Below are 25,899 nucleotides of genomic sequence, written 5' to 3'. Positions count from 1 at the left end.
GATCAACAGCACCCGCGCCGACCTCGGTGCGATCCAGAACCGCTTCACCTCGGTCGTGGCCAACCTGCAGACCTCGTCGGAAAACCTGTCGGCATCGCGCAGCCGCATCAAGGACACCGACTTCGCCAAGGAAACCGCCGAACTGACCCGCACCCAGATCCTGCAGCAGGCCGGTACGGCCATGCTGGCCCAGGCCAACCAGGTGCCGCAGGGCGTGCTCAGCCTGCTGCGCTGATCCACGGCAAGAAGGCGCCGCTACCGTCGGGTCGAACCGACGGTAGCGGCAACCGGGAAGCCACGATGCACGAAGGCGCGGGCCATGCCCGGCCCGGGATCACTCCCGAACCGGCTTGGCATCGCCCGCTCCTGCGGACCTCTCTTTCAGCGCTGTACCTTTGACTGTACGTACCGGGCGGCTTCGTCTCCCCCCGATTGTCAGTAGCCTGATCCCTCCCCTGCATTGGGGGAGGGCTTTTTGCAGACTCCCGGCAGCCCGCGGTGAACCTACCCGCACCCTGCCCCAGCCCTCCTGCAACCCGCGTGCCAGAACCCGCGCCAGGCGATTGGCACGGCACGTGCATCGACGAAGTCCTCAAGACCCAGCGGCGCAGGCCGCTATTTTCGTTGACGACGGGCCACCGCACGACGGCCGGGCCCGGATACCAGGAGAAACGACGTGGCAGACTTTGGATACGGTGGCATTGGCTCGGGACTGGATATTTCCAGCATCGTCAACCAGCTGGTCGCAGCTGACCGCAAGCCCGCCGACAATGCGCTGAACCTGCAGCAGTCCAAGGCCAAGATGCAGTTGTCGTCGATCGGCACCATCACCTCTGCTTTCGACAAGCTGAAGACGGCGCTGACCGCACTGAAGGCCACCACGGCGTTCGACACGCGCACGGTGACCGCCAGCAAGGGCGGCGACAAGGGCACCGACGAGATCCTGACGGCGTCGGTCGCGCTGTATGACGTTGGCACCACCAAGGCTGCGGCCTCCAACGGCACGCACGTGGTCAATGTCACCTCGCTGGCGACAGCGCACAAACTGATCGCCGATACCTCGGTACCCAAGACCGACACGTTTGCTGCCGGAACCTTGACGCTGACCGTTGGCGTGGGCGACAAGGCCAAGACCATGAACGTGGAGGTGGAGGACGGCGACACGCTGACCACCATCCGCAACAAGATCGATGCGGCCGGCCGCAAGGAAGGCGTGCAGGCCACCCTGATCAGCTCCGGCGACAACCAGTACCTGTCGATCGCCCAGGAGAAGACCGGTGCCGCCAACGCGATCAAGCTCGAATACGCCGGCAGCGACGCCAAACTGGGCGGCCTGGTCAACAGCCTCAAGCAGAACACCGCCGCCGCCGACGCCGAGCTGACCATCGATGGTGTGAAGGTCGTCAGCGCGAGCAACACCGTGGCCGATGCGGTTCCGGGCCTGACCCTGAACCTGAAGATGCCGGGCACCAGCACGGTGACCATCAGCACGGACACTGCGGCAGCCACCAAGGTGATGCAGGAGTTCGTCACCGCCTACAACTCTGCACTGGCGGCGATCAACACCGAAACCAAGTACGACGCCAAGACCAAGGAAGCCTCCACGCTGACCGGCGATGCGCAGATGCGCGGCGCCACCAGCCAGCTGCGCTCGGTGATGTCGAGCGTGCTCAAGGACCTGGCCGGTGACAAGCTCGATGCCAAGGCGATCGGCCTGGATACCCGTGGCTATCCCAATGCCGACGGCACGCTGATCCTGGACACCACCAAGTTCGCCGCCGCACTGGCCAGCCAGCCGGAGAAGATGCGCCAGGCGATCACCGGTGATACCGGCGGTGCCGGCAAGCTGTACACGCTGGTCGACGGCTATGTCAGCACGACGGTCGGCAAGGAAGGCGCCTTCGTTGCCCGCACCAAGGGCCTGAACACCACGCTGGACAACATCGACAAGCGCCGCAAGGACCTCGACACGCGCATGAAGAGCGTGGAAGAGCGCTACAAGAAGCAGTTCCTGGCGCTGGACAGCCTGATGGGCAAGCTGCAGCAGAGCAACACCGCGCTGCAGCAGCAGCTGGCCCAGTTGAACCGCTGACGGACATGCACGGCACTCAAGTTTGCCGCGCAATGCACCGATAACGGACGCAACAGCAATCATCGCCGCGCCGTCGGCACCGGTCCCCGCGATCACCCGACGGCACCCCGCGCAAGGAGAATCACGAATGTACGGTTCCAGCCGTCAATATGCCGAGCAGTACCGCCAGGTGGGGGTGACCAGTGCGGTCGCCGATGCCGATCCACACAAGCTGGTGGCGATGCTGCTGGCCGGCGCGCTGGAGCGCGTGCGCCGCGCCCTGGCCAGCCTTGAACGCGGTGACCAGGCCGGCAAGGGCAAGGCGATCGGCGAAGTCTGCGCGATCGTCGGCCACCTCAACGGCTCGCTGGACCATGAGGCCGGTGGCGAGATCGCCGGAAATCTGTCGGCGCTGTACGACTACGTGCTGCAGCGCCTGACCGAGGCCAACCTGCACAACGACCGTGCCGCGCTGGATGAATCGCTGCAGCTGCTGGGCGAGATCGACAGCGCCTGGAACGCGATCCCGCACGAACAGCGCCGCCCGGCCGCGGTGGCGCCATGAGCCTGCAGGAACTGCATGCGCAGCTGGATGCCTTCGAGAGAGCCTTGGGCGAAGAATCCCTCGACCAGGCCGACAGCCTGCTCGACGGCCACGACAGCACCCTGCACGCCCTGCTCAGCCAGCCGCTGACCGCTGCGGACCACGCGCCGCTGAGCGCCCTGTTCGAGCGCCAGCAGAGTCTGCTCGGCCTGCTGCGCCAGCGCCGTGATGCCGTGGCCGCACTGATGAACGACGGCCAGCGCTCCCTTCGCGCGGCGCATGCCTATCTGCAGGCAGAATCGCTGGCATGACCTCGCTGCCGACCACCTCGCTGCATCACCCGGCCGAAAGCGAGCTGTTCGACGAGACGCTCAGCTGCGAACTGGCCCTGCCGGCCGAGTTCCAGGCGGGCAGCGCGGCCGGCCGCACCAGCAGCGCCGAAGGCCTGCTGCGCAGCCTGGCACTGGTCGAGGACAGCCGCGTCGACGAGCACGACGAACGCAACGAAGCCAGCCTGCAGCTGCAGCGCCTGGAAGCCAAGCTGGACCTGGCGATGGTGCTGCTCGGCCGGCTGGTGCGCCAGCAGGGCCAGGAGCTGACCCTGCGCCCGGTGCGCTGGTCGCGCCGTGGCATCCGCCTGCAGCTGGGCCCGCGCAGTGGCGCAAGCCCCGGCCAGGCCGGCGTGGTGCGCCTGCAGCCCAGCGATTGGCTGCCCGACCACATCGACCTGCCGGTGGAGGTCGTCGCAGAAGCCGCCGACGGTAGCGGCGGGCACTTCCTGTGGCTGCGCTTCCAGCGTTTGGGCGATGGCCTGGAGATGGCGATGGAGCGGCACCTGTTCCGCCTGCACCGCCGCCAGGTGGCCGAGGCACGCCGCGCACGCTGAAACCCGCCCCCTTGGCGCTGTACGGCCGACCCTTGGCGCGCCCGTTCAGCTAAGTTAAGGTGGATGCCCCTACACGGATCTGCTGCGTGCCTGTGCGAGTTCTCATCGTCGACGATCACACCCTTGTCCGCGCCGGCCTGGCGCGGCTGCTGCAGGGGTTTGCCGACGTGCAGCTCGTGGCCGAGGCCAGCAACGCCGAACAGGCACTGCAACTGTCCCTGCAGCACGCACCGGATGTGGTGCTGATGGACCTCTCGCTGCCGGGCCGCACCGGCCTGGAAGCGCTCAGCGACATCCGCCTGCGTGCCCCCGGTACCCGGGTGGTGATGATGACCATGCACGACGATGCCGCCCACGTGCGCGATGCACTGGATCGTGGCGCGGTCGGGTTCGTGGTGAAGGACGCCGCACCGCAGGAACTGGAACTGGCACTGCGGGCCGCGCACGCCGGCCAGGTGTTCCTGAGCCCGCAGATCTCGGCCAAGATGCTGGCGCCGATGCTGGGCCGCGAGAAACCCACCGGCATCGCCGCACTCTCACCACGGCAGCGTGAGATCCTGCGCCGCATCGGCAAGGGCGAGAGCAACAAGGAAATCGCCGCCGATCTCGGCATCAGCGTCAAGACGGTGGAGACCCACCGCGCACGGATGATGGAATCGCTGGGCTGCCGCCGCGCCAATGACCTGCTGCTGCTGGCCGCGCGCCATCAGCACGAGCTCGAGTAAGCGCCGGTATCGGGGTCAGATCCCTTTCCCGTGGAAACGGATCTGACCCCGCGACACCCTGCGTTGGCGACGACATCCCGTCACCCCGACATTCCCTGACAGGAATCCGTGCCCCGACCGCCGCGCGCCCAGCGGCTTCGCCACCACAAATCAATGACTTGGCGACGCATTTCGTCAATTTCCCGCGTCGGTGTAGGGAATTCCCCTACACCCTGTCGGGAGTTCCACGAAATGCATCAGGAACCCCCCGATTCCGCCCCCGCCGGATCAAAAGCAAGATGCGTTCCACAAGGCGCCGGGGAGCGGTGCCGGGGAACCACGATGAAGGCTGCACTCTCGACCCAGCTGGGCCAGCAACTCCACCTCACCCCGCAACTGCTGCAGTCGATCCGGCTGCTGCAGCTCGATGGCCTGCACCTGGAGCAGGAAATCCAGCGCCTGCTGGACTCCAACCCGCTGCTGGAGATCGAGGAGGCCGAAGCGCCCGCTGCTGAAGCCACCGAAGCGAGTGCCACCACCCTCGACACCGCCGCCTTCGACGAGCTGCCCGAGCCGTCGATGTGGGATGTGGCCGGTGCCAATTGGCAGGACGGTGATGACGACCGCATGGCACGCATCGCCGCTGGCGAGTCGACCGACCCGCAGCTGCGCGTGCTGCAGCGCCTGGCGCTGGACATGGACGACCATCAGCTGGCGGTGGCCGCGTTCTGGCTGGACCACTGCGATGAAGCCGGCTACCTGCAGGCGCCGCTGGCCCAGCTGCAGCTGCTGGCCAGTGCCCAGTTCGACATCACCGCCGACGGCGTGGAAGCCATCCGCCAGCAGCTGCTGCATGGCGAACCCGCCGGCATGGCCGCGCAGGACCTGCGCGAAGGCCTGCAGGCGCAGCTGCGCAGCCTGCATGGCGTGGTGCCGGCCCGCCACCTGGCCGCACGCATTCTCGATGGCGCGCTCGACGCGCTCGCGGCCCACGACTACCCCGCCCTCGCCCGCCAGCACGACGCCGAGATCGACGACGTGCGCGAGGCGGTGCGCCTGATCCTCTCGCTGCAGCCGCGCCCGGGCGACAGCCTGCTGCCCGAACGCAACGCCGTGGTGGTGCCGGACGTGGTCGCCTGGCACGCTGATGGGCAGTGGAAGGTCGCACTGAACCCGGCCACCAGCCGCCGCGTGTCGATCAACAGCCAGTACGAACAGGCCCTGGCCGAGACCAGCGACGCCGCCCCGGCACTGCGCGAAATGCTGCAGGAGGCGCGCTGGTTCAGCCGCGGCCTGTCGATGCGCTACGACACCCTGCTGCGCACCGCGCGGGTGATCGTCGAGCGCCAGGCCGCCTTCCTGGTCCGTGGCGAAGAGGCCATGGCGCCGTTGACCCTGAAGGAAGTGGCCGAGGAGATCGGCATGCACGAGTCCACCGTCTCGCGCATCACCACCGGCAAGTTCCTGCAGACCCCGCGCGGCACCTTCGAACTGAAGCACTTCTTCGCCGTGCGCCTGGAAGGCGCCAGCGTCTCCGGCCAGGCGGTGAAGGCCATGGTCCGCCGCCTGATCGACGCCGAACCGGCCGGCCGCCCGCTGGCCGATGAGGCCATTGCCGGCCTGCTGTCACGCCAGGGGGTGAACATTGCCCGCCGAACCGTCGCAAAATACCGAGAACAACTGGATATCGCCCCGGCCCGCGAACGGCGCCGGCTCAGCGCCAGGCAACCCCAGCTGGCCCGGGTGGGCTGAAAAGGATGTTGGACATGAACAAGCTCACGGTCCTGCTGGTCGATGACCACGAGGGCTTCATCAACGCGGCGATGCGCCATTTCCGCAAGATCGACTGGCTGCAGATCGTCGGCAGTGCCGGCAACGGCCTGGAAGCGATCGAGCGCTCGGAAACGCTGCGCCCGCAGGTGGTGCTGATGGACCTGGCGATGCCGGAAATGGGCGGCCTGCAGGCGACCCGCCTGATCAAGTCGCAGGACGATGCACCGTACATCGTGATCGCCAGCCACTTCGACGACGCCGAGCACCGCGAACACGCGCTGCGCGCCGGCGCCGACAACTTTGTCAGCAAGCTGTCCTACATCCAGGAAGTCATGCCGATCCTGGAAGGCCTCAGGGAGGATCGATCGTGAGCGAATCGCGCATCCTGGTGCTGGACAACGACGCCGTGCGCGCAGAGCGCACCGTTGCCCTGCTGGAATTCATGGACTTCAACCCGCGCTGGGTGTCCGACGCGGCCGACTTCGACCTGGGCCGCCAGCACCAGAACGACTGGATGGCGGTGATCGTCGGCAGCCTGGACGACAGCGCCGCCAGCACTGCGCTGTACCACTGGCTGGGCGGCAGCAGCCTGCCGCCGCCGGTGCTGCTGGCCGATGGTGATGCTGCAGCGTTTGCCCAGCAGCACGGGCTGCACGAGGCCAACATCTGGCCACTGGAAACGCCGCTGCGCCACGCGCAGATGGAAGCCCTGCTGCGCCGTGCCAGCCTCAAGCGCCTGGATGCCGAGCACCAGGCCGGCGCCGCGCAGGATCAAGGCCCGACCGGCAACGGCCCGGCGGTCACCGCGCTGCGCACCATGATCGAGCAGGTGGCCGCGTTCGACACCACCGTGCTGGTGCTGGGCGAATCCGGCACCGGCAAGGAAGTGGTATCGCGCGCCATCCACCAGCGCTCGCCGCGCCGTGATGGCCCGTTCGTGGCGATCAACTGTGGCGCCATTCCGGCCGACCTGCTGGAAAGCGAACTGTTCGGCCACGAGAAGGGCGCCTTCACCGGCGCACTGACCGCGCGCAAGGGCCGATTTGAAATGGCCGAGGGCGGCACCCTGCTGCTCGACGAAATCGGCGACATGAGCCTGCCGATGCAGGTGAAGCTGCTGCGCGTGCTGCAGGAACGCAGTTTCGAGCGCGTTGGCGGCAACCAGACCATCCGCTGCAACGTGCGCGTGGTGGCCGCGACCCACCGCGACCTGGAGACCCGCATCGCCGAGGGCAAGTTCCGCGAGGACCTGTTCTACCGCCTCAACGTGTTCCCGATCGACGTGCCCGCGCTGCGCGAACGGCGCGAAGACCTGCCGGCGCTGGTGGAAACCATCGCCGCGCAGCTGGCCCGCACCGGCCGTGGCGAAGTGCGCTTCACCCCGGAAGCGCTGCAGGCGCTGGCCGGCTACGAGTGGCCGGGCAACGTGCGCGAGCTGACCAACCTGGTCGAGCGCCTGGCCGTGCTGCATCCGGGTGGCTCGGTGCGCGTGCAGGACCTGCCGGCTCGCTATCGTGGCGATGCCACGCTGGCAGCGGTGGCCGCAGCGGCACCGGCAGCGCCGATTGCCAGCGAAGAACGCCTGGACCTGCGCAGCTTCTCGTTCCATACCCCGGGCAGCGGCGGCCAGCCGGCGCTGGAGCACGGCATCGCCGTCAATCGCACAGCCGCCCCGGCGGCACTGCCCGACGACGGTCTGGACCTGCGCAACCACATGGCCAACATCGAACTGGGCCTGATCAACGAAGCACTGGAACGCACCCAAGGCGTGGTCGCCCACGCCGCCCAGCTGCTCGGCCTGCGCCGCACCACCCTGGTGGAAAAGCTGCGCAAGTACGGCATCGAGCGCGAGCAGGCCGAACTGGCCGGCTGACGCGCGCTACCAGCATGAAGGGGGCACGAACGCCTGGGCTTGCCCGGGCGTTGGTGTTTGTGGTGCCCGGGGTCAGATCCCTTTCCTGCGGAAAGGGATCTGACCCCATTGCATTTGCACGTTTTCCTAGAGACAACGGAATCGCACTGCGGAGCATGGCAGGGACATCCCAAGGAGGTCCCACCATGCATCACCTGATCCTGCTCGCCGTCCTGCTCTGCCCGGCCCTGGCCACCGCGGCCAACTGCACACTGCCCGCCGCGCTCGACCAACGCCGGTTCACCAACCTCAGCGACCCGTTGTACGCGCCGGACAACCCCAACGCCGGACGCATGGTGCAGCTCAGCTTTGCTGGCAGCCAGTACGTGCTGGACATCCTCGGCACCGACCTCCGCATCGGCGGCAGCTACCGCTACCAGCGCCTGGCCCCGCATATCGCGGAAATCCAGATGACCGAGGCCCACCCGGCCGGCCCCGCCCACTACACCCTGCTGCTGACGTGCCAGAGCGACCGCCAGGGCCGTTTCATCTACACCCAGCATGACGGCCCCATCGCACCGCGCCAGCGCCAGAATTCCGGCCGATGGACCCTGCAGCCATAGGCCAGAAAACCGACGCCGGTTAAATGGCGCCGCCAATGGGGTCAGAGCCCGTGCCGACCAACGGTCGGCACCCACCATCAGCAGCAAGTTCCAACAGATCGCGGCCACCTGTCGAAGGCGGGGTGGGTCCGGTTGCGGGGGCGTGAGCGCCATGGATGGCGCGACCGAGCCTCCATGGACGGATTTACGGCGTCCCCCGTAACCGGACCCACCCCGCCATCCCTCAGTAGACCCGCTTCTGCTGTTGCTCCGGCTCCGGCTTCGGCTTCGGCCGTTGCCGTTGAGGTTGCCGGCCAGCGGCCGGCACTACCGCGGGGCGCGGGGTGCAACCCCGCACGCACATCCAACCTCCTCACTTCACTGAATCGAAAACCGGTTTCGGCACGGCACTTGCACTGGCTCCAGCAGACAACCCCATCCCTGTTTCTGGAACCGTTGCAGATGTCCCACTCCGTCACTTCGATCCTTTCGCAGATCCGCTCCTATCAGACCCAGATGGGACAGCCGGCGCTCAACCCGCTGGGCGAAACGCCGCGCAGCAATGCCCTGCCGGGCACGGTGCTGGATGCGCCGCAGGTGCAGCCGGCCAGCTTCACCGAAACCCTGCGTGGTGCGATTGCCGGCGTCAACGATGCGCAACAGAAGTCCGGCGCCCTCGCCAAGGCCTTCGAAATGGGCGACCCCAGCGCCGACCTCGCCAAGGTGATGGTCGCCTCGCAGCAGTCCCAGATCGCCTTCCGCGCCACCGTGGAAGTCCGCAACCGTCTCGTCCAGGCTTACCAGGACGTGATGAACATGCCGCTGTAAGGAATAGAGACGCATGGCACTGACGCTCTCCAAGGACAGCCTGAACGCCGAAAAGGCCGGGCAATGGTTCGACCGCCTGCAGAGTCTGCAGATCACCCGTCGGCTGGGCCTGATGGCGATGATCGCAGTGGCGGTGGCGGCAGGCCTGTCCGTGTTCTTCTGGTCACAGAAGCCGGGCATGGTCCCGCTGTACACCGGCCTGGACCAGAAGGCGACCGCTGAAGCGACCGACCTGCTGCGCGCCGCGCAGATTCCGTTCGCGCTCGACCCGGCCACCGGTGGCATCACCGTGCCGGAAAAGAACCTGCACGACGCCCGCCTGAAGCTGGCCGGTTCCGGCCTGACCGACAGCGGCAAGCTGGGCTTCGAGCTGATGGAACGCGACCCGGGCTTTGGTGTCAGCCAGTTCGTGGAAAGCGCGCGCTACCAGCACGCGCTGGAAACCGAGCTGTCGCGCACCATCAACACGCTGCGCCCGGTGCGCGATTCGCGCGTGCACCTGGCCATTCCCAAGCCCAGCGCGTTCACCCGCCAGCGTGACGTGGCCAGCGCCTCGGTCACCCTGGAACTGCGTGGCGGCCAGCAGCTGGAACGCAGCCAGGTCGATGCCATCGTGCACATGGTCGCCGCCAGCATTCCGGATCTCGCGCCGGAGCGGGTGACCGTGGTCGACCAGAGTGGGCGCATGCTCAGCATCACCGACCCGAACAGCGAAGCGGCGGTCAACGCGGCCCAGTTCGAGCAGGTGCGCCGCCAGGAAACCTCGTTCAACCAGCGCATCCGCGAGCTGCTGGAACCGATGACCGGCCCCGGCCGCGTCAACCCGGAAGTGAGCGTGGACATGGATTTCTCGGTGACCGAGGAAGCCCGCGAGCTCTACAACGGCGAGCCGCAGAAGCTGCGCAGCGAGCAGATGAGCGAGAACACCACCAGCACGCCGGGCCCGCAGGGCGTGCCGGGTGCGACCAGCAACAGCCCGCCGGGCCAGCAGGCCGCACCGGCCACCGCGCAGGCCCCGACCGAAAGCAGCAAGAACGCGACCCGCAACTACGAGCTGGACCGCACCCTGCAGCACACCCGCCAGCCGGCCGGCCGCATCAAGCGCGTCTCGGTGGCGGTGCTGGTGGACAACGTGCCGCGCGCCGGCGCCAACGGCAAGATGAGCCCGCAGCCGCTGTCGGCTGCCGAACTGACCCGCGTCGAAGCGCTGGTCAAGCAGGCCGTCGGCTTCAACGCCGAGCGTGGCGACACCGTGTCGGTGATGAATGCCCCGTTCGTGCGTGACACCACGCCGGTCGAAGGCCCGTCGTGGTGGGAGCTGCCGTGGGTGCACGATGCCGGCCGCATGCTGCTTGGTGCGGTGGTGGTGCTGGCGCTGCTGTTCGGCGTGCTGCGTCCGGCGCTGCGCGCGATCACCGGCCAGAGCAGGAAGAACGACGAACAGGCACTCGAGCCGCATACCGCGGACGTGCAGCTGGTCGATGACGATGGCATGCCGCTGCCGGCGCTGGGCGCTGACCGGGCCAGCCTGGGCGGGCCGGAAGCACTGGCCCTGCCGGTGGATTCATATGAGGAACGACTGCGGATGGCGCGTGAAGCCGTGAAGACCGACTCCAAGCGCGTGGCCCAGGTGGTCAAGGGCTGGGTGGCCAATGACTGAGGCACAACTGACCGGCGTACAGCGCGCGGCCGTGCTGCTGCTGTCCCTGGGTGAGCTGGATGCGGCCGAAGTGCTGCGCCACATGGAACCCAAGGAGGTGCAGAAAATCGGCATCGCCATGGCCACCATGACCGACATCACCCGCGAGCAGGTGGAACGGGTGATGGACCAGTTCGGCCAGGAGCTGGGCTCGAAGACCTCACTCGGCGTTGGCTCGGACGACTACATCCGCAACATGCTGGTGCAGGCGCTGGGCAGCGAGAAGGCCGGCAACCTGATCGACCGCATCCTGCTCGGCCGCAACACCACCGGCCTGGACGCGCTGAAGTGGATGGACCCGCGTGCGGTGGCCGACCTGGTGCGCAACGAGCACCCGCAGATCATCGCCATCGTGATGGCGCACCTGGAAACCGACCAGGCCGCCGACGCGCTGAAACTGCTGCCGGACCGTACCCGCGTGGACGTGCTGCTGCGCATCGCTACCCTCGACGGCATTCCGCCGAACGCACTCAATGAACTCAACGAGATCATGGAGCGCCAGTTCGCCGGCAACCAGAACCTGAAGTCGTCGAACATCGGTGGCGTGCAGTGCGCGGCCAACATCCTGAACTTCATGGACAGCGGCCAGGACCAGGCGATCCTGGGCGAGATCGCCCGCATCGATGCGCCGTTGAGCAACCGCATCCAGGACCTGATGTTCGTGTTCGACGATCTGGTCGACCTGGACGACCGCGAGATGCAGCTGGTGCTGCGCGAGGTGAGCGGCGAGCGCCTGGGCCTGGCCCTGCGCGGCGCCGACATCAAGGTGCGCGACAAGATCACCCGCAACATGTCGCAGCGCGCGGCCGAGATCCTGCTGGAAGACATGGAAGCCCGCGGGCCGGTGCGCCTGTCCGACGTGGAAGGCGCGCAGCGCGAGATCCTGGCCATCGTCAAGCGCATGGCCGATGAAGGCACCGTCACCATCGGCGGCAGCGCGGAGGCCATGCTGTGAGCAACGTCGTGCGCTGGCTTGCCCCGGACCTGCTGGCCCAGCCCGAACCGGCGCTGGAGCAGGAGGACGCGTTCGAACTCACCGAGCCGGACCCGGAACACGAACCGGAGCCGCCGCTGCAGCTGCCGACCCTGGAGGAAATCCAGGCGATCCAGGACAGCGCGGAGAAGGAAGGATTCGATCAGGGCCATGCCGAAGGGTACGGCCAGGGCCAGGCGGAGGTGCGTCGCCTCGTCGCGCAGATCGAAGGCATCCTCGACAACTTCAGCCGGCCGCTGGTGCGGCTGGAGAACGAAGTGGTCGGCGCCCTTGGTGAACTGGCGGTGCGCATCGCCGGCGCGCTGGTCGGCCGCGCCTACGAGGCCGAGCCGGCACTGCTGGCGCAGCTGGTCGGCGAAGCGATTGACGCCGTGGGCGGCAGCACCCGCGAGGTGGAAGTGCGGCTGCACCCGGATGACATCGCCGCGCTTGCCCCGCTGCTGAACCTGTCGCCGGCGCAGCGCCTAGTACCGGATACCAGCCTCAGCCGTGGCGACCTGCGCGTGCACGCCGAAGCCGTACGCATCGACGGCACCCTGGAGGCCCGCCTGCGCGGTGCGCTGGATGCGGTGATCCGCCAGACCGGGGCGACGGCATGAGCGCCGCACCGCAAACGACGCCGCCGCCGGCCGACTGGGCCGTGGCCCGCAACCTGCGCCTGGCCCGGCGCCTGGACGGCCTGCGCGTGGATACCGCGCATGGCCGTGGGCTGATCCGCGAGGGCGTGCTGCGCCGCGCGGTCGGGCTCACCCTGGAAGCGGTCGGCTGCGAGGCGCCGCTGGGCGCCAGCTGCAAGGTGGAAGTGGTCGATGGTGGCTGGGTCGATGCCGAAGTGGTCGGCTTTGCCGGTGAGCGCACCTACCTGATGCCCAGCGCCGAACTGCACGGCCTGCTGCCCAACGCCCGCGTGGTACCGTCGGCGCGGCGTGGCGGCGTGGAAGTGGGTGAAGGCCTGCTCGGCCGCGTCATCGACAGCGACGGCGTGCCGCTGGATGGCAAGGGCCCGATCCGCGCAGAAGGGCATGTCGGCATGGCCGGCGTGTCGATCAATCCGTTGGCGCGTGAACCGATCACCCAGCCGCTGGACGTGGGCGTGCGCGCGATCAACGCGCTGTTGCCGATCGGCCGCGGCCAGCGTGTCGGCCTGTTCGCCGGTTCCGGCGTCGGCAAGTCGACGCTGCTGGGCATGATGACCCGCTACACCGCTGCCGACGTGATCGTGGTCGGCCTGATTGGTGAACGAGGCCGCGAAGTACGCGATTTCGTCGAGACCACGCTGGGCGAGGAAGGCCTGCGCCGCGCCGTGGTGGTGGCCAGCCCCGCCGACCGGCCACCCTTGGCGCGCCTGCACGGTGCCTACCGTGCCACCGCCATCGCCGAGTGGTTCCGCGACCAGGGCCTGAACGTGCTGCTGCTGATGGACTCGCTGACCCGCTTCGCCCAGGCGCAGCGCGAGATCGGCTTGTCGGTCGGTGAACCACCGACCACCCGCGGTTACCCGCCCTCGGTGTTCGCCAAGCTGCCGGCGCTGGTCGAACGCGCTGGCAACGGCGCAAAGGGCCGCGGCTCGATCACCGCGTTCTACACCGTACTGACCGAAGGCGATGATCCGCAGGATCCGATCGCCGACGCCGCACGCGCGATCCTCGACGGCCACATCCTGCTCTCGCGCCGGGTGGCCGACAGCGGCCTGTACCCGGCCATCGACGTCGAATCGTCGGTCAGCCGCGTGGTCACGGAAATCGCCGACGAGCCGTGGCGCCTGCGCATCCGCAAGTTGAAGCGACTGGTCTCGGCGTACTCGGCCAACCGTGACCTGATCGCGATCGGTGCCTACCAGCGTGGTAACGACGCGGCCACCGACGAAGCCCTGGAACGCTGGCCGGAAATCATGGAGTTCCTCGGCCAGGACGTTGCCAAGGCCGCAGATCTCCCGCACAGCCAGGCGGCGCTGCAGCGCCTGGTGGAACAAGAGAGTTAAGCCATGAACCAGTCCAAGCGCATCGATCCCCTGCTCAAGCGGGCCCAGGAACACGAGGACGCGGTCGCCCGCGACCTGGCGGAACGCCAGCGCGTGCTCGACACCCATCTGTCGCGCCTGGACGAACTGCGCCGCTATGCCGAGGAGTACGCCAACGCCCAGATGGCAGCGACCAGCCCGGCACAGCTGCTGAACCGCCGCGCCTTCCTTGATCGCCTGGACAGTGCGGTCGAGCAGCAGCAGGCCACGGTCAACGGCAACCGCGAAAAAGTGGAGGCCGAGCGCGCGCGGCTGATCCTGGCCAGCCGTGACAAGGCGGTGCTGGAGCAGCTGGCCGCCAGCTACCGCGCGCAGGAAAAGGTGGTGACCGACCGCCGCGACCAGCGCGAGATGGACGACATTGGCGCGCGGCGCGCGCGCCTGGTGCAGGCCGAAGACCAGGACGGCGCCGAGCAGGGAGGCCGCCCGTGATGCCCGCCCCGCTCGCCAGCAGCGCCAACCCGGCCCCGCCCGCCACCAGCAACAGTGCCGCGCGCGCCGCGCGCAGCGAAGGCGCAAAGGACTTCAGCCAGCTGCTGCAGGGCGGTGCGCCCTCCGCGCCCGCGCCTGCGGGCAGCGCTACCACACCGACGCCGTCCACGCCCAGCCAGCCATCGACCGCCGACAGCAATGGCCAGGCACCGGGCGAACGCAGCGCGGACGCGGAAGCGGCAACTGCCGAAACGCCGCCGCTACCGCCCGTTGCCCTGCCCCCGGCTGGACCCGGCACCGACAAGGACAAGCCCGCCGCGACCGAGGACGCCCCGTGGCCACCGATCGGCCTGGCCGGCCTGGTGCTGGCGATGCCGACGCCTGCCGATCCGGCCGTCGCTCTGGCGGGCAGCGCTGCACCGTCACTGGCCAGCGACGGTACGGCGCTATCCACCACTGCCCCCGCCGCGACCCCGACACTGCCTGCAGCCGCGCCGGCAGCGGCAACCGCAGCCCCCGTGGCGGCCGACGGCAAACCGGCGGCGACCAGCGCGGAGGATGCCACCGCGCTGCCACTGCCGGAGATGATCCTGCCCGGCAAGCGCAGCGAGCGCGGCGAAGGCAGTGACGTGGCCGCCGTTGGCGACCGCGCAGTTACACCGTTGCTGCACGCACCGGCAGCGGCCGCCGTGCAGGACCTGAAGGCGGCGCTCGCCACCGGCAACGCGATCTTCAATGGCGAACCCACGCCCAAGCCCGTGCTGGGTGACGATGGCTTCGACCAGGCCATCGGCGCACGCCTGGGCTGGCTGGCCGACCAGAAGATCGGCCATGCCCACATCCGCCTGAGCCCGGACGACATGGGGCCGGTCGACGTGCGCCTGCAGTTGAACGGCGACAAGGTGCATGCCAGCTTCAGCAGCCCGCACGTGGACGTGCGCCAGGCACTGGAAAGCAGCCTGCCGCGCCTGCGCGAGCTGCTGGGCGAACAGGGCTTCCAGCTGGCTCACGCCGATGTCGGCCACCAGGCGCCTGGTGGTGACGGCAATGCGTCGGGACAACCCGGTGGCGGCGCTATGACCGGCGACGGAGAACCGACGCCGGGCGATGCCAGCGTGTCGTCCGCGCAGTTGATCCGCCAGCGCGGCTTGCTGGACGCCTACGCCTGACAGGTGTGCCAACCAAGGTTGGCACCCACCAGAGCGGGCGGTTGGCACCTACCGGAGCGGGGCAATTGGCACCCACCAGGGCGGGCGGTCGGCACCCCCCGTATTGCGTTGGTGGGTGCGGAGCTTGCTCCGCACGGCCCTACCTGCACCCCGACGGAATTCCGTCGCACCCTGCGGGCCCAGCCTTCGGCACACCCCTTGCATATCCCGGTGAAGCAACCCTCAGGAGCTTCACCCCGTGGCCGCAGCCGCTGACAAAACCAAGAAGACCGTCGAGAAGGACAAGGCCGCCAAGCCGCGTAGTCCGATCCTGATCACCGCACTGGTGGCCGTACTGGCCGCCGCTGCCGCTGGTGGCGGCGTGTGGTTCTTCACCCAGTCCAAGCACGAAGAGAAGACCGCGCAGGCGCCGAAGAAGAGCGCGACGCCGGCCCCGGCACAGTACTTCGCGCTGGACCCGGCGTTCGTGGTCAACCTCAATGGCCCGGTCGACGGCCCGCGCTACCTGCAGCTGGAGGTCCAGCTGATGACCCGCGACCCGGCCGCGCTGGAAGCGATCAAGACCCATGCCCCGGCCATCCGCGCGCGCCTGCTGATGCTGTTCTCGCAGGTCAGCCCGGACCAGATCGCCGATGTCGCCGGCAAGCAGAAGCTGCAGGCCAGTTCGCTGGCCGAGGTGCAGAAGGTGCTCAAGGCCGAGACCGGCAGCAACGGCGCCGACGATCTGCTGTTCACCAGCTTCGTGACCCAGTAAGGGCCCCCCGATGAATGATCTGCTGTCCCAGGACGAGATCGATGCCCTGCTCCACGGCGTGGACAGCGGCGCGGTCGAGACCGATGCGGAACCCCCGTCAGGCGAAGCGCGCTCGTACGACTTCGCCAGCCAGGACCGCATCATCCGTGGTCGCATGCCGACCCTGGAAATGGTCCACGAGCGCTTCGCGCGCCTGTGGCGGATCGGCCTGTTCAACCTGATCCGGCGCTCGGCCGAGCTGTCGGTGCGCGGCATCGAACTGATCAAGTTCAACGACTACATGCACTCGCTGTATGTGCCGACCAACCTGAACCTGATCCGCTTCAAGCCGCTGCGCGGTACCGGCCTGATCGTGTTCGAGCCGACCCTGGTGTTCGCCATCGTCGACAACTTCTTCGGCGGCGACGGGCGCTACCCGACCCGCATCGAGGGCCGCGAATTCACGGCCACCGAAATGCGGGTGATCCACCTGCTGCTGAAGCAGACCTTCGCCGACCTGCGCGAAGCGTGGGCACCGGTGATGGACGTCGACTTCGAGTACATCAACTCGGAGATCAACCCGCACTTCGCCAACATCGTGACGCCGCGCGAATACGTGGTGGTGTGCCGCCTGCACGTCGAGCTCGACGGCGGCGGCGGTGACATCCACGTCACCCTGCCCTACTCGATGCTGGAACCGATCCGCGAACTGCTCGACGCCGGCATCCAGAGCGACCGCAACGACCGCGACGAGAGCTGGGGCAAGACCCTGCGCGAGCAGCTCAACATCGCCGAAGTCACCCTGTCCAGCGTACTGGCCAGCAAGCGCATGACCCTGCGCGACCTGACCCAGTTGAAGGTCGGCGACATCCTGCCGATCGAGCTGAGCCCGCAGGTGCCGCTGTGCGTGGAGAACATTCCGGTGTTCACCGGCGAGTTCGGCATCGCCAACGGCATGAACGCCGTGAAGATCACCGCTACCCATCCGCCGGGCACCCGCCCGCGCGTACCCGTCATCCAGGAAGACCCGCAATGAACGATATCGACGCCCTCGAACCGACCCCGGCCCAGTTCAGCAGCCTGCAGGCCGACGAGGCCAACGGTCCGGACCTGAACCTGGACGTGATCCTCGATGTGCCGGTGACCCTGTCGCTGGAAGTCGGTCGTGCCCGCCTGCCGATCCGCAACCTGCTGCAGCTCAACCAGGGTTCAGTGGTGGAACTGGAGCGCGGTGCCGGCGAATCGCTGGACGTGTTCGTCAACGGCACCCTGATCGCCCACGGCGAAGTGGTGGTGATCAATGACCGCTTCGGCGTGCGCCTGACCGACGTGGTCAGCCCGAGCGAGCGGATCCGGAGACTGCGTTGAGCCTGCTGGCCTCCACCCTGCTGGCGGTCGGCAAGACCGCAGCGCCGATCGGCCCGCAGGTCGGCCAGCACGCGGCCGCCGCACCCAGCCTGTTCGGTGCGGTGCTGGCGCTGCTGGCGGTGCTGGCGCTGGTGATCGGCCTGGGCTGGCTGCTCAAGCGCATGCCCGGCAGCGGCTTCCGCCCGGCCGAAGGCATGAAGCTGGTGGCCAGCCTCAGCGTCGGCGCCAAGGAGCGCGTGGTGGTGGTGGAGGTCAACGGCCAGCAATTGCTGCTGGGCGTCACTGCCGGCGGCATCAACACCCTGCATACCCTGCCCGAACCGTTGCCGGCACCGGCGCCGGTGCGCGTGCCGGACTTCAAGAACCTGCCGAATTTCGCCCAGCTGCTGCAGCAGCGGCTGCGCAAGGACCCCTGACATGCGTGTCACCCGTACCCGTGTTGCCACCCTGATGCCGTGGCTGCTGTTGCTTGCCCTGTGCCTGTTGCCGGCGCTGGCGTTCGCCGCGCCCGGCGCCCCGGCCACCCCGCTGCCGGACGTCAACGTCGGCAAGATCGGCGGCCAGCCGGTCAGCCTGCCGCTGCAGACCCTGCTGCTGATGACCGCGATCACCCTGATCCCGTCGATGCTGCTGGTGCTGACCTCGTTCACCCGCATCATCATCGTGCTGGGCCTGCTGCGCCAGGCACTGGGTACCGGCCAGACGCCGTCCAACCAGGTACTGCTGGGCCTGGCCCTGTTCCTCACCGCGATGGTGATGATGCCGACCTGGGACAAGGCGTGGAGCACGGGCATGGCGCCCTATCTCAACGGCGACATTGACTTCCAGACCGCCTGGACATTGACCACGCAGCCGCTGCGCGGGTTCATGCTGGCGCAGATCCGCGAGACCGACCTGATGACCTTCGCCGGCATCGCCGGGCACGGCACCTACGCCAGCCCCGATGCGATCCCGTTCCCGGTGCTGGTCGCCTCGTTCGTCACCAGCGAACTGAAGACCGCTTTCGAGATCGGCTTCCTGATCTTCATTCCGTTCGTGATCATCGATCTGGTCGTCGCCAGCGTGCTGATGTCCATGGGCATGATGATGCTGTCGCCGATGCTGGTGTCGGCACCGTTCAAGATCCTGCTGTTCGTGCTGGTGGATGGCTGGGTGCTGACCGTGGGCACGCTGGCGGCCAGCTTCAATCCCGCGTGACGCGATCCGGCGCGATTGAAAGACAGTCGAGCATGGCTCGACTCTATATAAGAAGGTGGAACCCGAATGTCTCCCGAACTTGCCTTGACCGAACTGCGTGGCGGCCTGATCACCGTGCTGTGGGTGGCCGGCCCGCTGCTGCTCACCGTACTGGTGGTCGGCGTGGTGGTCGGTGTCGTGCAGGCTGCAACCCAGCTCAATGAACCGACCATCGCCTTCGTCGCCAAGGCGGCGGCGCTGACCGCAGTGCTGTTCGCGCTGGGCAGCCTGCTGATCGGCCACCTGGTTGAATTCACCACGCTGCTATTCCAGCGCATTCCGCACCTGATCGGCTAGGACACGCGCTTCGATGGATGCCGCGACACAGATGGCGGCCGACGGCCTGCAGGCCTTCGGCATGATCGGCACCGTGCTGTGGACCATGCTGCGCATCGGCGCGGTGGCCATGGCCATGCCCATGGTCGGCACGCGTGCGGTGCCGTCGCGGGTGCGCGTGGTACTGGCCGGCACCCTGGCCATTGCACTGGCGCCGCTGCTGCCACCGGTACCGGACTGGACCGGCTTCGACGCGGCTACGGTGCTGACCATCGCGCGCGAACTGGCCATCGGCGTTTCCATCGGTTTCATGCTGCGGCTGGTATTCGAAGCCGGTGCGATGGCCGGCGAACTGATCGCGCAGGGCACCGGCCTGGCCTTCGCGCAGATGAGCGACCCGCTGCGCGGTGGCACTTCGGGTGTGATCGGCCAGTGGTTCTACCTGCTGTTCGGCCTGCTGTTCTTCACCGCCAACGGCCACCTGGCGTTGATCTCGCTGCTTGTGGACAGCTACCGCGCACTGCCGATCGGCGCCCCGCTGCCGGACCCGCACGCCTTCTTCAGCATCGCCCCGACCTTCCTGCTGACCGTGCTGCGCGGCGCGCTGACGCTGGCCATTCCGCTCACCGTGGCGATGCTGGCGGTGAACCTGGCCTTCGGCGTACTGGCGCGTGCCGCCCCTGCGCTGAATCCGATCCAGCTGGGCCTGCCGGTCTCGCTGCTGCTGGGCCTGTTCCTGCTGGCCCTGCTGGCCGGGGAAATGGGGCCGCCGGTACAGCGCCTGTTCGACGCCGCCTTCCAGGCTGCGGACGCGGTCACACACTGACCCGATCATCACGTTCTACTGCTTGCCATGCATTTGTTTCTGTAGAGCCCAGCCCATGCTCGGCTGCCGCTCCTGCCGAAGGCAGCCGAGCATGGGCTCGGCTCTACAGAGGCGCAATTTCACGTATTGCCGCTTGAAGTCCCCCCCGGTCTGCGCGTTAGAGTGAATGCGCGGCAACCGGGGGGATGCCGCACATGGCCGGCGTCGTGCGTCGGCCTGCCTCATGCATGCCCCACCGTGGTTTCCGTCGACAGGCAGGTCCGGGAGACTGACGAATGCTGGTAGGCACGTACAACCCGTGGCTGGTGGCGATCTCGCTGCTGGTCGCCGTGATGGCTTCATACACCGCGCTGGCGATGGCCGGGCGCACGGTGACCGCACCGGGCAGGGGCGCGGCCTGGTGGTGGCGGCTGGGCGGCGGCTTCGCCATGGGCCTGGGCATCTGGTCGATGCATTTCATCGGCATGCTGGCTTTCGACCTGCCCATTCCATTGGGCTACGACCTTCCCATCACCCTGCTCTCGCTTGCGCTTGCCATCGCCTCATCGGTGTTCGCGCTGTGGCTGGTCTCGCTGCGCACCCTGCCCCACCCGCGATTGGCGGTCGGCGCCCTGCTGATGGGCACCGGCATCGCCGGCATGCATTACGTTGGCATGGCTGCAATGCGCATGCAGCCGGGCATCGACTACGACCCGGGCTGGCTGCTGTTCTCGCTGATGGTGGCGGTGGCTGCCTCCTGGACCGCGCTGTACGTGGCGTTCCGGCTGCGCGCCCAGCGCACCCGCATCGGTGATCGACTGGCGGCGGCGGGCCTGCTCGGCCTGGCCATCGTCGGCATGCATTACACCGGCATGGCCGCTGCGCGCTTCCCGGAAGGCAGCGTCTGCGGCGCGGCGGTCGGCGATGGCCTGCAGAACGAGTGGCTGGCGATGCTGGTGGTGGTGCTGACCGTGGCGATCCTGGCCGTGGTGCTGGTGGTCTCATGGCTGGACCAGCGCGTGGAAGCGCAACTGCTGCGGCTGCGCAATTCGATGCTGAGCACCTCGTTGACCGACGCGCAGCAGGAACTGACCCAGGCCGCGCTGCACGATCCGCTCACCCGCCTGCCCAACCGCCTGCTGCTGCAGCGGCGCATCGTGCAGGCACTGGCCGAGGCCGAACAGGGCGGCAACCGCTTCGCGGTGATGTTCATGGACCTGGACGGCTTCAAGCAGGTCAATGATGCCTATGGCCATCAGGCCGGTGATGCGCTGCTGGTGGCGGTGGCCGAACGCACCCGCCAACTGCTGCGCCCGCACGATATGCTGGCACGGCTGGGCGGCGACGAGTTCGTGCTGGTGGTGCGCATCGAGCACGACGAGGACCTGCCGACCCTGGCCCGGCGCATCCTGCAGGCGGTGGGCAGCGGCCCGTTGCTGCCGGACAACGAACTGCAGGTGACCGCCAGCATCGGCGTGGCGATCTGCCCGGACCACGCCGCCAGCGAGCGCCAGCTGATGGCCTTCGCCGATGCGGCGATGTACCAGGCCAAGGAGTCCGGACGCAACGCCTTCGTGCTGTTCGCCGACTGGATGAACGACAGCGCCGAGCAGCAGTTCCGGCTGCTGGCCGACCTGCGCCGGGCCATCGGCAGCGAGCAGCTGTTCCTGCACTATCAGCCGAAGATCCGCGTGGCCACGCAGAAGGTGGCCGGCGCCGAAGCGCTGATCCGCTGGCGCCATCCGGAACACGGCCTGATTCCCCCCGACCGCTTCATCCGCCTGGCCGAGCGCAGCGGTGCGATCAACGAGATCGGGCGCTGGGCGCTGGACCAGGCCTGCCAGCAGCTGCGGCGCTGGCACGACGCCGGGCATGAAAGCTGGTCGATGTCGGTGAACCTGTCGCCGGTGCAGTTCAGTTCGCCGCACCTGCTGCAGGATGTGCGCGAGGTGATCGAGCGCCATGGCATTGCCCCGCGCCACCTGGTGCTGGAGATCACCGAAAGCACCGTCATGCGCGATACCGATACCAGTCTTCGCCTGCTGCAGGCGCTGTCGGTGCTGGGCGTAGGCATCTCCATCGATGACTTCGGCACCGGCTATTCCAGCCTGCTGTACCTGAAGCGGCTGCCAGCCACCGAGATCAAGATCGACCATGCGTTCGTGCGCGACCTGGAACACAGTGCAGAGGACGTGGTGATCGTCTCGGCGATCGTGGCGCTGGGCCATGCGCTGGACATGGACATCGTCGCCGAGGGCGTGGAGACCGCCGCCCAGCGCGCCTACCTGGAGCGCCTGGGCTGCGACTACCTGCAGGGCTACCTGCTGGGCCGCCCGGTCGATGCGGCGCGCTTCATGCAGCTGCACGACCTGCCCCGGCCGCGGGTGGAACTGGCGCAGAGCCCGCCGCCGCAATACCCGCCGGGCTGACACCGGGCCACGCGCGCCCGCCATCACGGAACGATTCCTGCGGCACCCTCCTGTAGAGCCGAGCCCATGCTCGGCGGTGCTACGCGCCTGGCCCCAACCGTAGCCGAGCGTGGGCTCGGCTCTACAGAACGGGCCGTCGGTAGATCCACGCCATGCGTGGAACAGTTCTTGCACGCACCCCGGCACCCCCTGCCGCAGTGCCCGTGATGTCCGAGAACGAATCCGCCGGCGAAAAGACCGAACAACCGACAGAAAAACGCCTGCGCGATGCCCGTGAACAGGGCAACCTGCCGCGCTCGCGCGAACTTGGCACCGCCGCCGTGTTCGGCGCCGGCGTGCTGGCGGTGATGGCCATGAGCGGCTCGATCGGCCGTGGCGCCACGGCCTGGATGAAGCACGCGCTCAGCCCGGAACAGAGCCTGCGGCAGAACCCGAAGGAACTGTTCGGCCACTTCGGCGACCTGCTGCTGCAGTTCATGCTGGTGATCGCACCGCTGGTGCTGGTCTGCCTGCTGGCCAGCTTCGTCGCCCCGCTGGTGATGGGCGGCCTGCGCTGGTCGCAGAAGGCGTTGCTGCCCGACATCAACCGCATGAACCCGATGAGCGGGCTCAAGCGCCTGTATGGCCCGGAGGCGATTGCCGAATTCACCAAATCGCTGCTGCGCGTGGCCTTCGTCGGCGTCGCCGCCGGGCTGGTGGTCTGGACCGGCTTCGACACCCTGCGCGGGCTGATCCACCACCCGCTGGAAACCGCCATCACCGATGGCCTGGGCTTCACCCTGCGCCTGCTGCTGGCCACCGCCGGCGCGATGCTGGTGCTGGCCGCCATCGATGCGCCGTACCAGCGCTGGAACTGGACGCGCAAGCTGAAGATGACCCGCGAGGAACTGCGCCGGGAAATGAAGGAAAGCGAGGGCAGCCCCGAGGTGAAGGGCCGCATCCGCCAGCTGCAGCAGCAGATGGCCAACCGCCGGATGATGGAGGCGGTGCCCACTGCCGACGTGGTGGTGGTCAACCCCACCCACTACGCGGTGGCCCTGAAGTACGAGGGCGGCGCCATGAACGCCCCCACCGTGGTCGCGCTGGGCGTGGACGAAACCGCCCTGCGCATCCGTGAAGTGGCCGACGGCAACAAGGTGGCGATCGTCTCCGCCCCGCCTTTGGCACGCGCCTTGTATCGGGAAGGCCAACTCGGAAAGGAAATCCCCGTGAGACTGTATTCGGCCGTCGCCCAGGTCCTGTCCTACGTCTACCAGCTGCGCGCCTGGCGCACTGGCCCGATGCCGGACGCCCCGCACATCCAGGTGGATGAATTCGGCAAGGGAGGCCGCCCGTGAGCGCCCAGCCCTCCGCCGGTTTCAACACCCGCCGCGCCCTGGAAATGATCCGCCAGGGCCTTGGCGCGCCGCTGATCGTGCTGGCCCTGCTGGCCATGGTCGTGGTGCCGCTGGCCGCGCCGGTGCTCGATGCGCTGTTCACCTTCAACATCGCCATCTCGCTGATGGTGCTGCTGGCGGTGGTCTACGTGAAGCGCCCGCTGGACTTCACCATCTTCCCGATCGTGCTGCTGATCACCACCATGCTGCGGCTGGCGCTGAACGTGGCCTCCACCCGCGTGATCCTGCTGAACGGCCAGAACGGCCATGATGCCGCGGGCAAGGTCATCGCCGCCTTCGGCGAATTCGTGATCGGCGGCAACTATGCGGTCGGCATCGTGGTGTTCGCGATCCTGACCATCATCAATTTCGTGGTCATTACCAAGGGTGCGGGCCGCGTTTCGGAAGTGACCGCGCGCTTCATCCTGGACGCGATGCCCGGCAAGCAGATGGCGATCGACGCCGACCTCAACGCCGGTTTGCTGACGCGTGAAGAAGCCAAGCTGCGCCGCGAGGAAGTGCGTGAGGAAGCCGACTTCTACGGTGCGATGGACGGCGCCAGCAAGTTCATCCGCGGCGATGCCATTGCCGGCATCCTGATCCTGTTCATCAACATGCTCGGCGGCCTGGCCGTGGGCGTGCTGCAGCATGGCATGCCGTTCGGCGAAGCCGCCGCCACCTACACCCTGCTGTCGATCGGTGACGGCCTGGTAGCGCAGCTGCCGGCCCTGCTGGTCTCCAGCGCCGTGGCCATGCTGGTTACCCGCGCCTCGCGCTCGCAGGACATGGCCCAGGCCATGACCGGCCAGGTGTTCGGCCAGTACCGTGCGCTGGCGATCACCGCCGGCATCATCGGCGTGGTCGGCCTGGTGCCGGGCATGCCCAACGTCGCTTTCCTGACGCTGGCCGCGATCCTCGGCTTCATCGCCTGGAAGCTGTACCGCAAGGGCAAGGCGCCGGCTGCCGATGCGGCAGGCGGTGGCACCGATGCCGCCGCACTCAACGCACTCGGCCGCCCGGCCGCACCGGCACCGACTGCCGAACTGAGCTGGGACGAACTGCGCCCGGTCGATCCGCTGGGCCTGGAGGTCGGCTACCGGCTGATCCCGCTGGTGGACAGCAACCAGGGCGGCGAACTGATGGCGCGCATCAAGGGCGTGCGCCGCAAGCTGACCCAGGATGTCGGCTTCCTGATCCCGTCGGTGCACATCCGCGACAACCTGGAACTGCCGGCCAACGGCTACCGCGTGCTGGTGCACGGCGTGCCGGTGGCCACCGCCGAGATCCACCCCGACCGCGAGCTGGCGCTGGACCCGGGCAGCGCCCTCGGCGCGCTGGAAGGCATCGCCGGCAAGGACCCCGCGTTCGGCCTGGACGCCACCTGGATCCAGCCGCACCAGCGCGCCCAGGCCGAAACGCTGGGCTACACCGTGGTCGATCCGGCCACCGTGGTCGCCACCCATCTGTCGCACCTGATCCGTGAGCACGCGCCGGAACTGCTCGGCCACGAAGAAGTGCAGCACCTACTGGCCAACCTGGCCAAGAGCGCGCCCAAGCTCGTCGAAGATCTGACGCCGAAGGCGTTGCCGCTGTCGGCGGTGGTGCGCGTGCTGCAGAACCTGCTGGTCGAGCGCATCCCGATCCGCCAGCTGCGCAAGATCGCCGAGGCACTGGTCGAACATGCGCCCAGCAGCCAGGACCCGGCCGTGCTGACCGCCGCTGTTCGCACCGCACTGGGCCGCTTCATCGTGCAGGAGATCGCCGGAATGTCGGCGGAGCTGCCGGTGTTCACCCTCAACCCGCAATTGGAACGTGTCTTGCAGGAGTCCACGCAGGGCAACGGCGCCGCGCTGGAACCCGGACTCGCTGAGCGACTGCACCAGAGCCTGGCCGAATGTGTCAGCAAGCAGGAAGCCCGCAACGAGCCCGCGGTCGTGCTGGTACCTGGCCCGGTGCGCGCCGCGCTGGCCCGCCTGGTCCGCCACAGCGTTCCGTCGCTGTCGGTCCTGGCCTACAGCGAGGTGCCGGAGGACAAGCGCCTGAAGCTGGTCGGAACGATCAGCTGACGCCGCCCTGCGATGCGCCAGAAAACAGACACCACT

The 25,899-nt window shown here is 68.1% G+C and carries 27 protein-coding genes; all 27 read left to right on the top strand.

What is annotated here, in order from left to right:
- Positions 1-235 (top strand): flagellin (locus tag AC5P98_RS21630; protein WP_495230211.1); only part of this gene is annotated, 235 nt, incomplete at its 5' end.
- A gap of 441 nt (positions 236-676) precedes the next feature.
- Positions 677-2,092 carry a flagellar filament capping protein FliD gene (gene fliD, locus AC5P98_RS21625; protein WP_049405345.1) on the top strand — a complete coding sequence of 472 codons (1,416 nt, stop codon included), beginning with the start codon at positions 677-679 and terminating at the stop codon, positions 2,090-2,092.
- A gap of 127 nt (positions 2,093-2,219) precedes the next feature.
- Complete coding sequence (gene fliS, locus AC5P98_RS21620; RefSeq protein WP_005416447.1) at positions 2,220-2,636, top strand: flagellar export chaperone FliS; 417 nt, start codon at positions 2,220-2,222, stop codon at positions 2,634-2,636.
- Positions 2,633-2,926, top strand: a complete 294-nt coding sequence (locus AC5P98_RS21615; protein ID WP_032959403.1) for a hypothetical protein — start codon at positions 2,633-2,635, stop codon at positions 2,924-2,926. Before fliS ends, AC5P98_RS21615 begins: the two co-directional genes overlap by 4 nt.
- Positions 2,923-3,501, top strand: coding sequence for a PilZ domain-containing protein (locus AC5P98_RS21610; RefSeq protein WP_049405341.1), 579 nt, complete (start codon positions 2,923-2,925; stop codon positions 3,499-3,501). Before AC5P98_RS21615 ends, AC5P98_RS21610 begins: the two co-directional genes overlap by 4 nt.
- A 92-nt stretch (positions 3,502-3,593) precedes the next feature.
- Positions 3,594-4,226 carry a response regulator gene (locus AC5P98_RS21605; RefSeq protein WP_032959406.1) on the top strand — a complete coding sequence of 211 codons (633 nt, stop codon included), beginning with the start codon at positions 3,594-3,596 and terminating at the stop codon, positions 4,224-4,226.
- Between the two features lie 321 nt (positions 4,227-4,547).
- Positions 4,548-5,957, top strand: coding sequence for an RNA polymerase factor sigma-54 (gene rpoN / locus AC5P98_RS21600; RefSeq protein ID WP_049419501.1), 1,410 nt, complete (start codon positions 4,548-4,550; stop codon positions 5,955-5,957).
- A gap of 14 nt (positions 5,958-5,971) precedes the next feature.
- Positions 5,972-6,349 carry a response regulator gene (locus tag AC5P98_RS21595; RefSeq protein ID WP_010485922.1) on the top strand — a complete coding sequence of 126 codons (378 nt, stop codon included), beginning with the start codon at positions 5,972-5,974 and terminating at the stop codon, positions 6,347-6,349.
- Positions 6,346-7,851: a sigma-54 dependent transcriptional regulator gene (locus AC5P98_RS21590; protein WP_495230210.1), complete on the top strand. Its 1,506-nt coding sequence runs from the start codon at positions 6,346-6,348 to the stop codon at positions 7,849-7,851. The genes AC5P98_RS21595 and AC5P98_RS21590 overlap by 4 nt, the downstream gene beginning before the upstream one ends.
- A gap of 185 nt (positions 7,852-8,036) precedes the next feature.
- The gene (locus AC5P98_RS21585) at positions 8,037-8,453 is read left to right on the top strand and encodes a hypothetical protein (protein WP_049407635.1); all 417 of its coding nucleotides are present in this window, start codon (positions 8,037-8,039) and stop codon (positions 8,451-8,453) included.
- 441 nt (positions 8,454-8,894) lie between these two features.
- On the top strand, positions 8,895-9,260 hold the full coding sequence (fliE, locus tag AC5P98_RS21580; protein WP_014037113.1) for a flagellar hook-basal body complex protein FliE: 366 nt from the start codon (positions 8,895-8,897) through the stop codon (positions 9,258-9,260).
- A 13-nt stretch (positions 9,261-9,273) separates the two neighbouring features.
- Positions 9,274-10,920 (top strand): flagellar basal-body MS-ring/collar protein FliF, encoded by a 1,647-nt coding sequence (fliF, locus tag AC5P98_RS21575; RefSeq protein WP_014647047.1) that lies wholly within the window; start codon positions 9,274-9,276, stop codon positions 10,918-10,920.
- Positions 10,921-10,927: 7 nt separating this feature from the next.
- Positions 10,928-11,914 carry a flagellar motor switch protein FliG gene (gene fliG / locus AC5P98_RS21570; protein WP_024958226.1) on the top strand — a complete coding sequence of 329 codons (987 nt, stop codon included), beginning with the start codon at positions 10,928-10,930 and terminating at the stop codon, positions 11,912-11,914.
- Positions 11,911-12,552, top strand: a complete 642-nt coding sequence (locus AC5P98_RS21565) for a FliH/SctL family protein (RefSeq protein WP_032959411.1) — start codon at positions 11,911-11,913, stop codon at positions 12,550-12,552. The genes fliG and AC5P98_RS21565 overlap by 4 nt, the downstream gene beginning before the upstream one ends.
- Positions 12,549-13,934 (top strand): FliI/YscN family ATPase, encoded by a 1,386-nt coding sequence (locus AC5P98_RS21560; RefSeq protein WP_014647044.1) that lies wholly within the window; start codon positions 12,549-12,551, stop codon positions 13,932-13,934. The genes AC5P98_RS21565 and AC5P98_RS21560 overlap by 4 nt, the downstream gene beginning before the upstream one ends.
- Positions 13,935-13,937: 3 nt before the next feature.
- The gene (fliJ, locus tag AC5P98_RS21555) at positions 13,938-14,405 is read left to right on the top strand and encodes a flagellar export protein FliJ (protein WP_014647043.1); all 468 of its coding nucleotides are present in this window, start codon (positions 13,938-13,940) and stop codon (positions 14,403-14,405) included.
- Positions 14,405-15,574: a flagellar hook-length control protein FliK gene (locus AC5P98_RS21550; protein WP_099475879.1), complete on the top strand. Its 1,170-nt coding sequence runs from the start codon at positions 14,405-14,407 to the stop codon at positions 15,572-15,574. Before fliJ ends, AC5P98_RS21550 begins: the two co-directional genes overlap by 1 nt.
- Before the next feature lie 238 nt (positions 15,575-15,812).
- Positions 15,813-16,328: a flagellar basal body-associated FliL family protein gene (locus AC5P98_RS21545; protein WP_049407246.1), complete on the top strand. Its 516-nt coding sequence runs from the start codon at positions 15,813-15,815 to the stop codon at positions 16,326-16,328.
- Positions 16,329-16,338: 10 nt separating this feature from the next.
- Positions 16,339-17,343: a flagellar motor switch protein FliM gene (fliM, locus tag AC5P98_RS21540; protein WP_014647040.1), complete on the top strand. Its 1,005-nt coding sequence runs from the start codon at positions 16,339-16,341 to the stop codon at positions 17,341-17,343.
- Entirely contained in the window at positions 17,340-17,675 is a 336-nt protein-coding gene (fliN, locus tag AC5P98_RS21535; protein WP_005409543.1) for a flagellar motor switch protein FliN, read from the top strand. Before fliM ends, fliN begins: the two co-directional genes overlap by 4 nt.
- A complete protein-coding gene (gene fliO / locus AC5P98_RS21530; protein WP_080354537.1) occupies positions 17,672-18,091 on the top strand; it encodes a flagellar biosynthetic protein FliO in 420 nt (139 codons plus the stop codon). The genes fliN and fliO overlap by 4 nt, the downstream gene beginning before the upstream one ends.
- Before the next feature lies 1 nt (position 18,092).
- Entirely contained in the window at positions 18,093-18,872 is a 780-nt protein-coding gene (fliP, locus tag AC5P98_RS21525) for a flagellar type III secretion system pore protein FliP (RefSeq protein WP_032959420.1), read from the top strand.
- A gap of 66 nt (positions 18,873-18,938) precedes the next feature.
- Complete coding sequence (locus AC5P98_RS21520; protein WP_005413254.1) at positions 18,939-19,208, top strand: flagellar biosynthetic protein FliQ; 270 nt, start codon at positions 18,939-18,941, stop codon at positions 19,206-19,208.
- A gap of 13 nt (positions 19,209-19,221) precedes the next feature.
- On the top strand, positions 19,222-20,013 hold the full coding sequence (gene fliR / locus AC5P98_RS21515; RefSeq protein ID WP_014037103.1) for a flagellar biosynthetic protein FliR: 792 nt from the start codon (positions 19,222-19,224) through the stop codon (positions 20,011-20,013).
- Positions 20,014-20,288: 275 nt separating this feature from the next.
- A complete protein-coding gene (locus tag AC5P98_RS21510; protein ID WP_049407250.1) occupies positions 20,289-22,421 on the top strand; it encodes a putative bifunctional diguanylate cyclase/phosphodiesterase in 2,133 nt (710 codons plus the stop codon).
- Between the two features lie 206 nt (positions 22,422-22,627).
- Entirely contained in the window at positions 22,628-23,758 is a 1,131-nt protein-coding gene (gene flhB / locus AC5P98_RS21505) for a flagellar biosynthesis protein FlhB (protein WP_046430444.1), read from the top strand.
- A 44-nt stretch (positions 23,759-23,802) separates the two neighbouring features.
- Positions 23,803-25,863 (top strand): flagellar biosynthesis protein FlhA, encoded by a 2,061-nt coding sequence (gene flhA, locus AC5P98_RS21500; protein ID WP_153643679.1) that lies wholly within the window; start codon positions 23,803-23,805, stop codon positions 25,861-25,863.
- Positions 25,864-25,899: the final 36 nt, after the last annotated feature.

It is taken from the genome of Stenotrophomonas sp. YJH_SMC_135 (assembly GCF_059372355.1).
The sequence above is the reverse complement of the archived record's forward strand: the minus strand, read 5'-3'. Positions and strand labels throughout refer to the sequence as shown.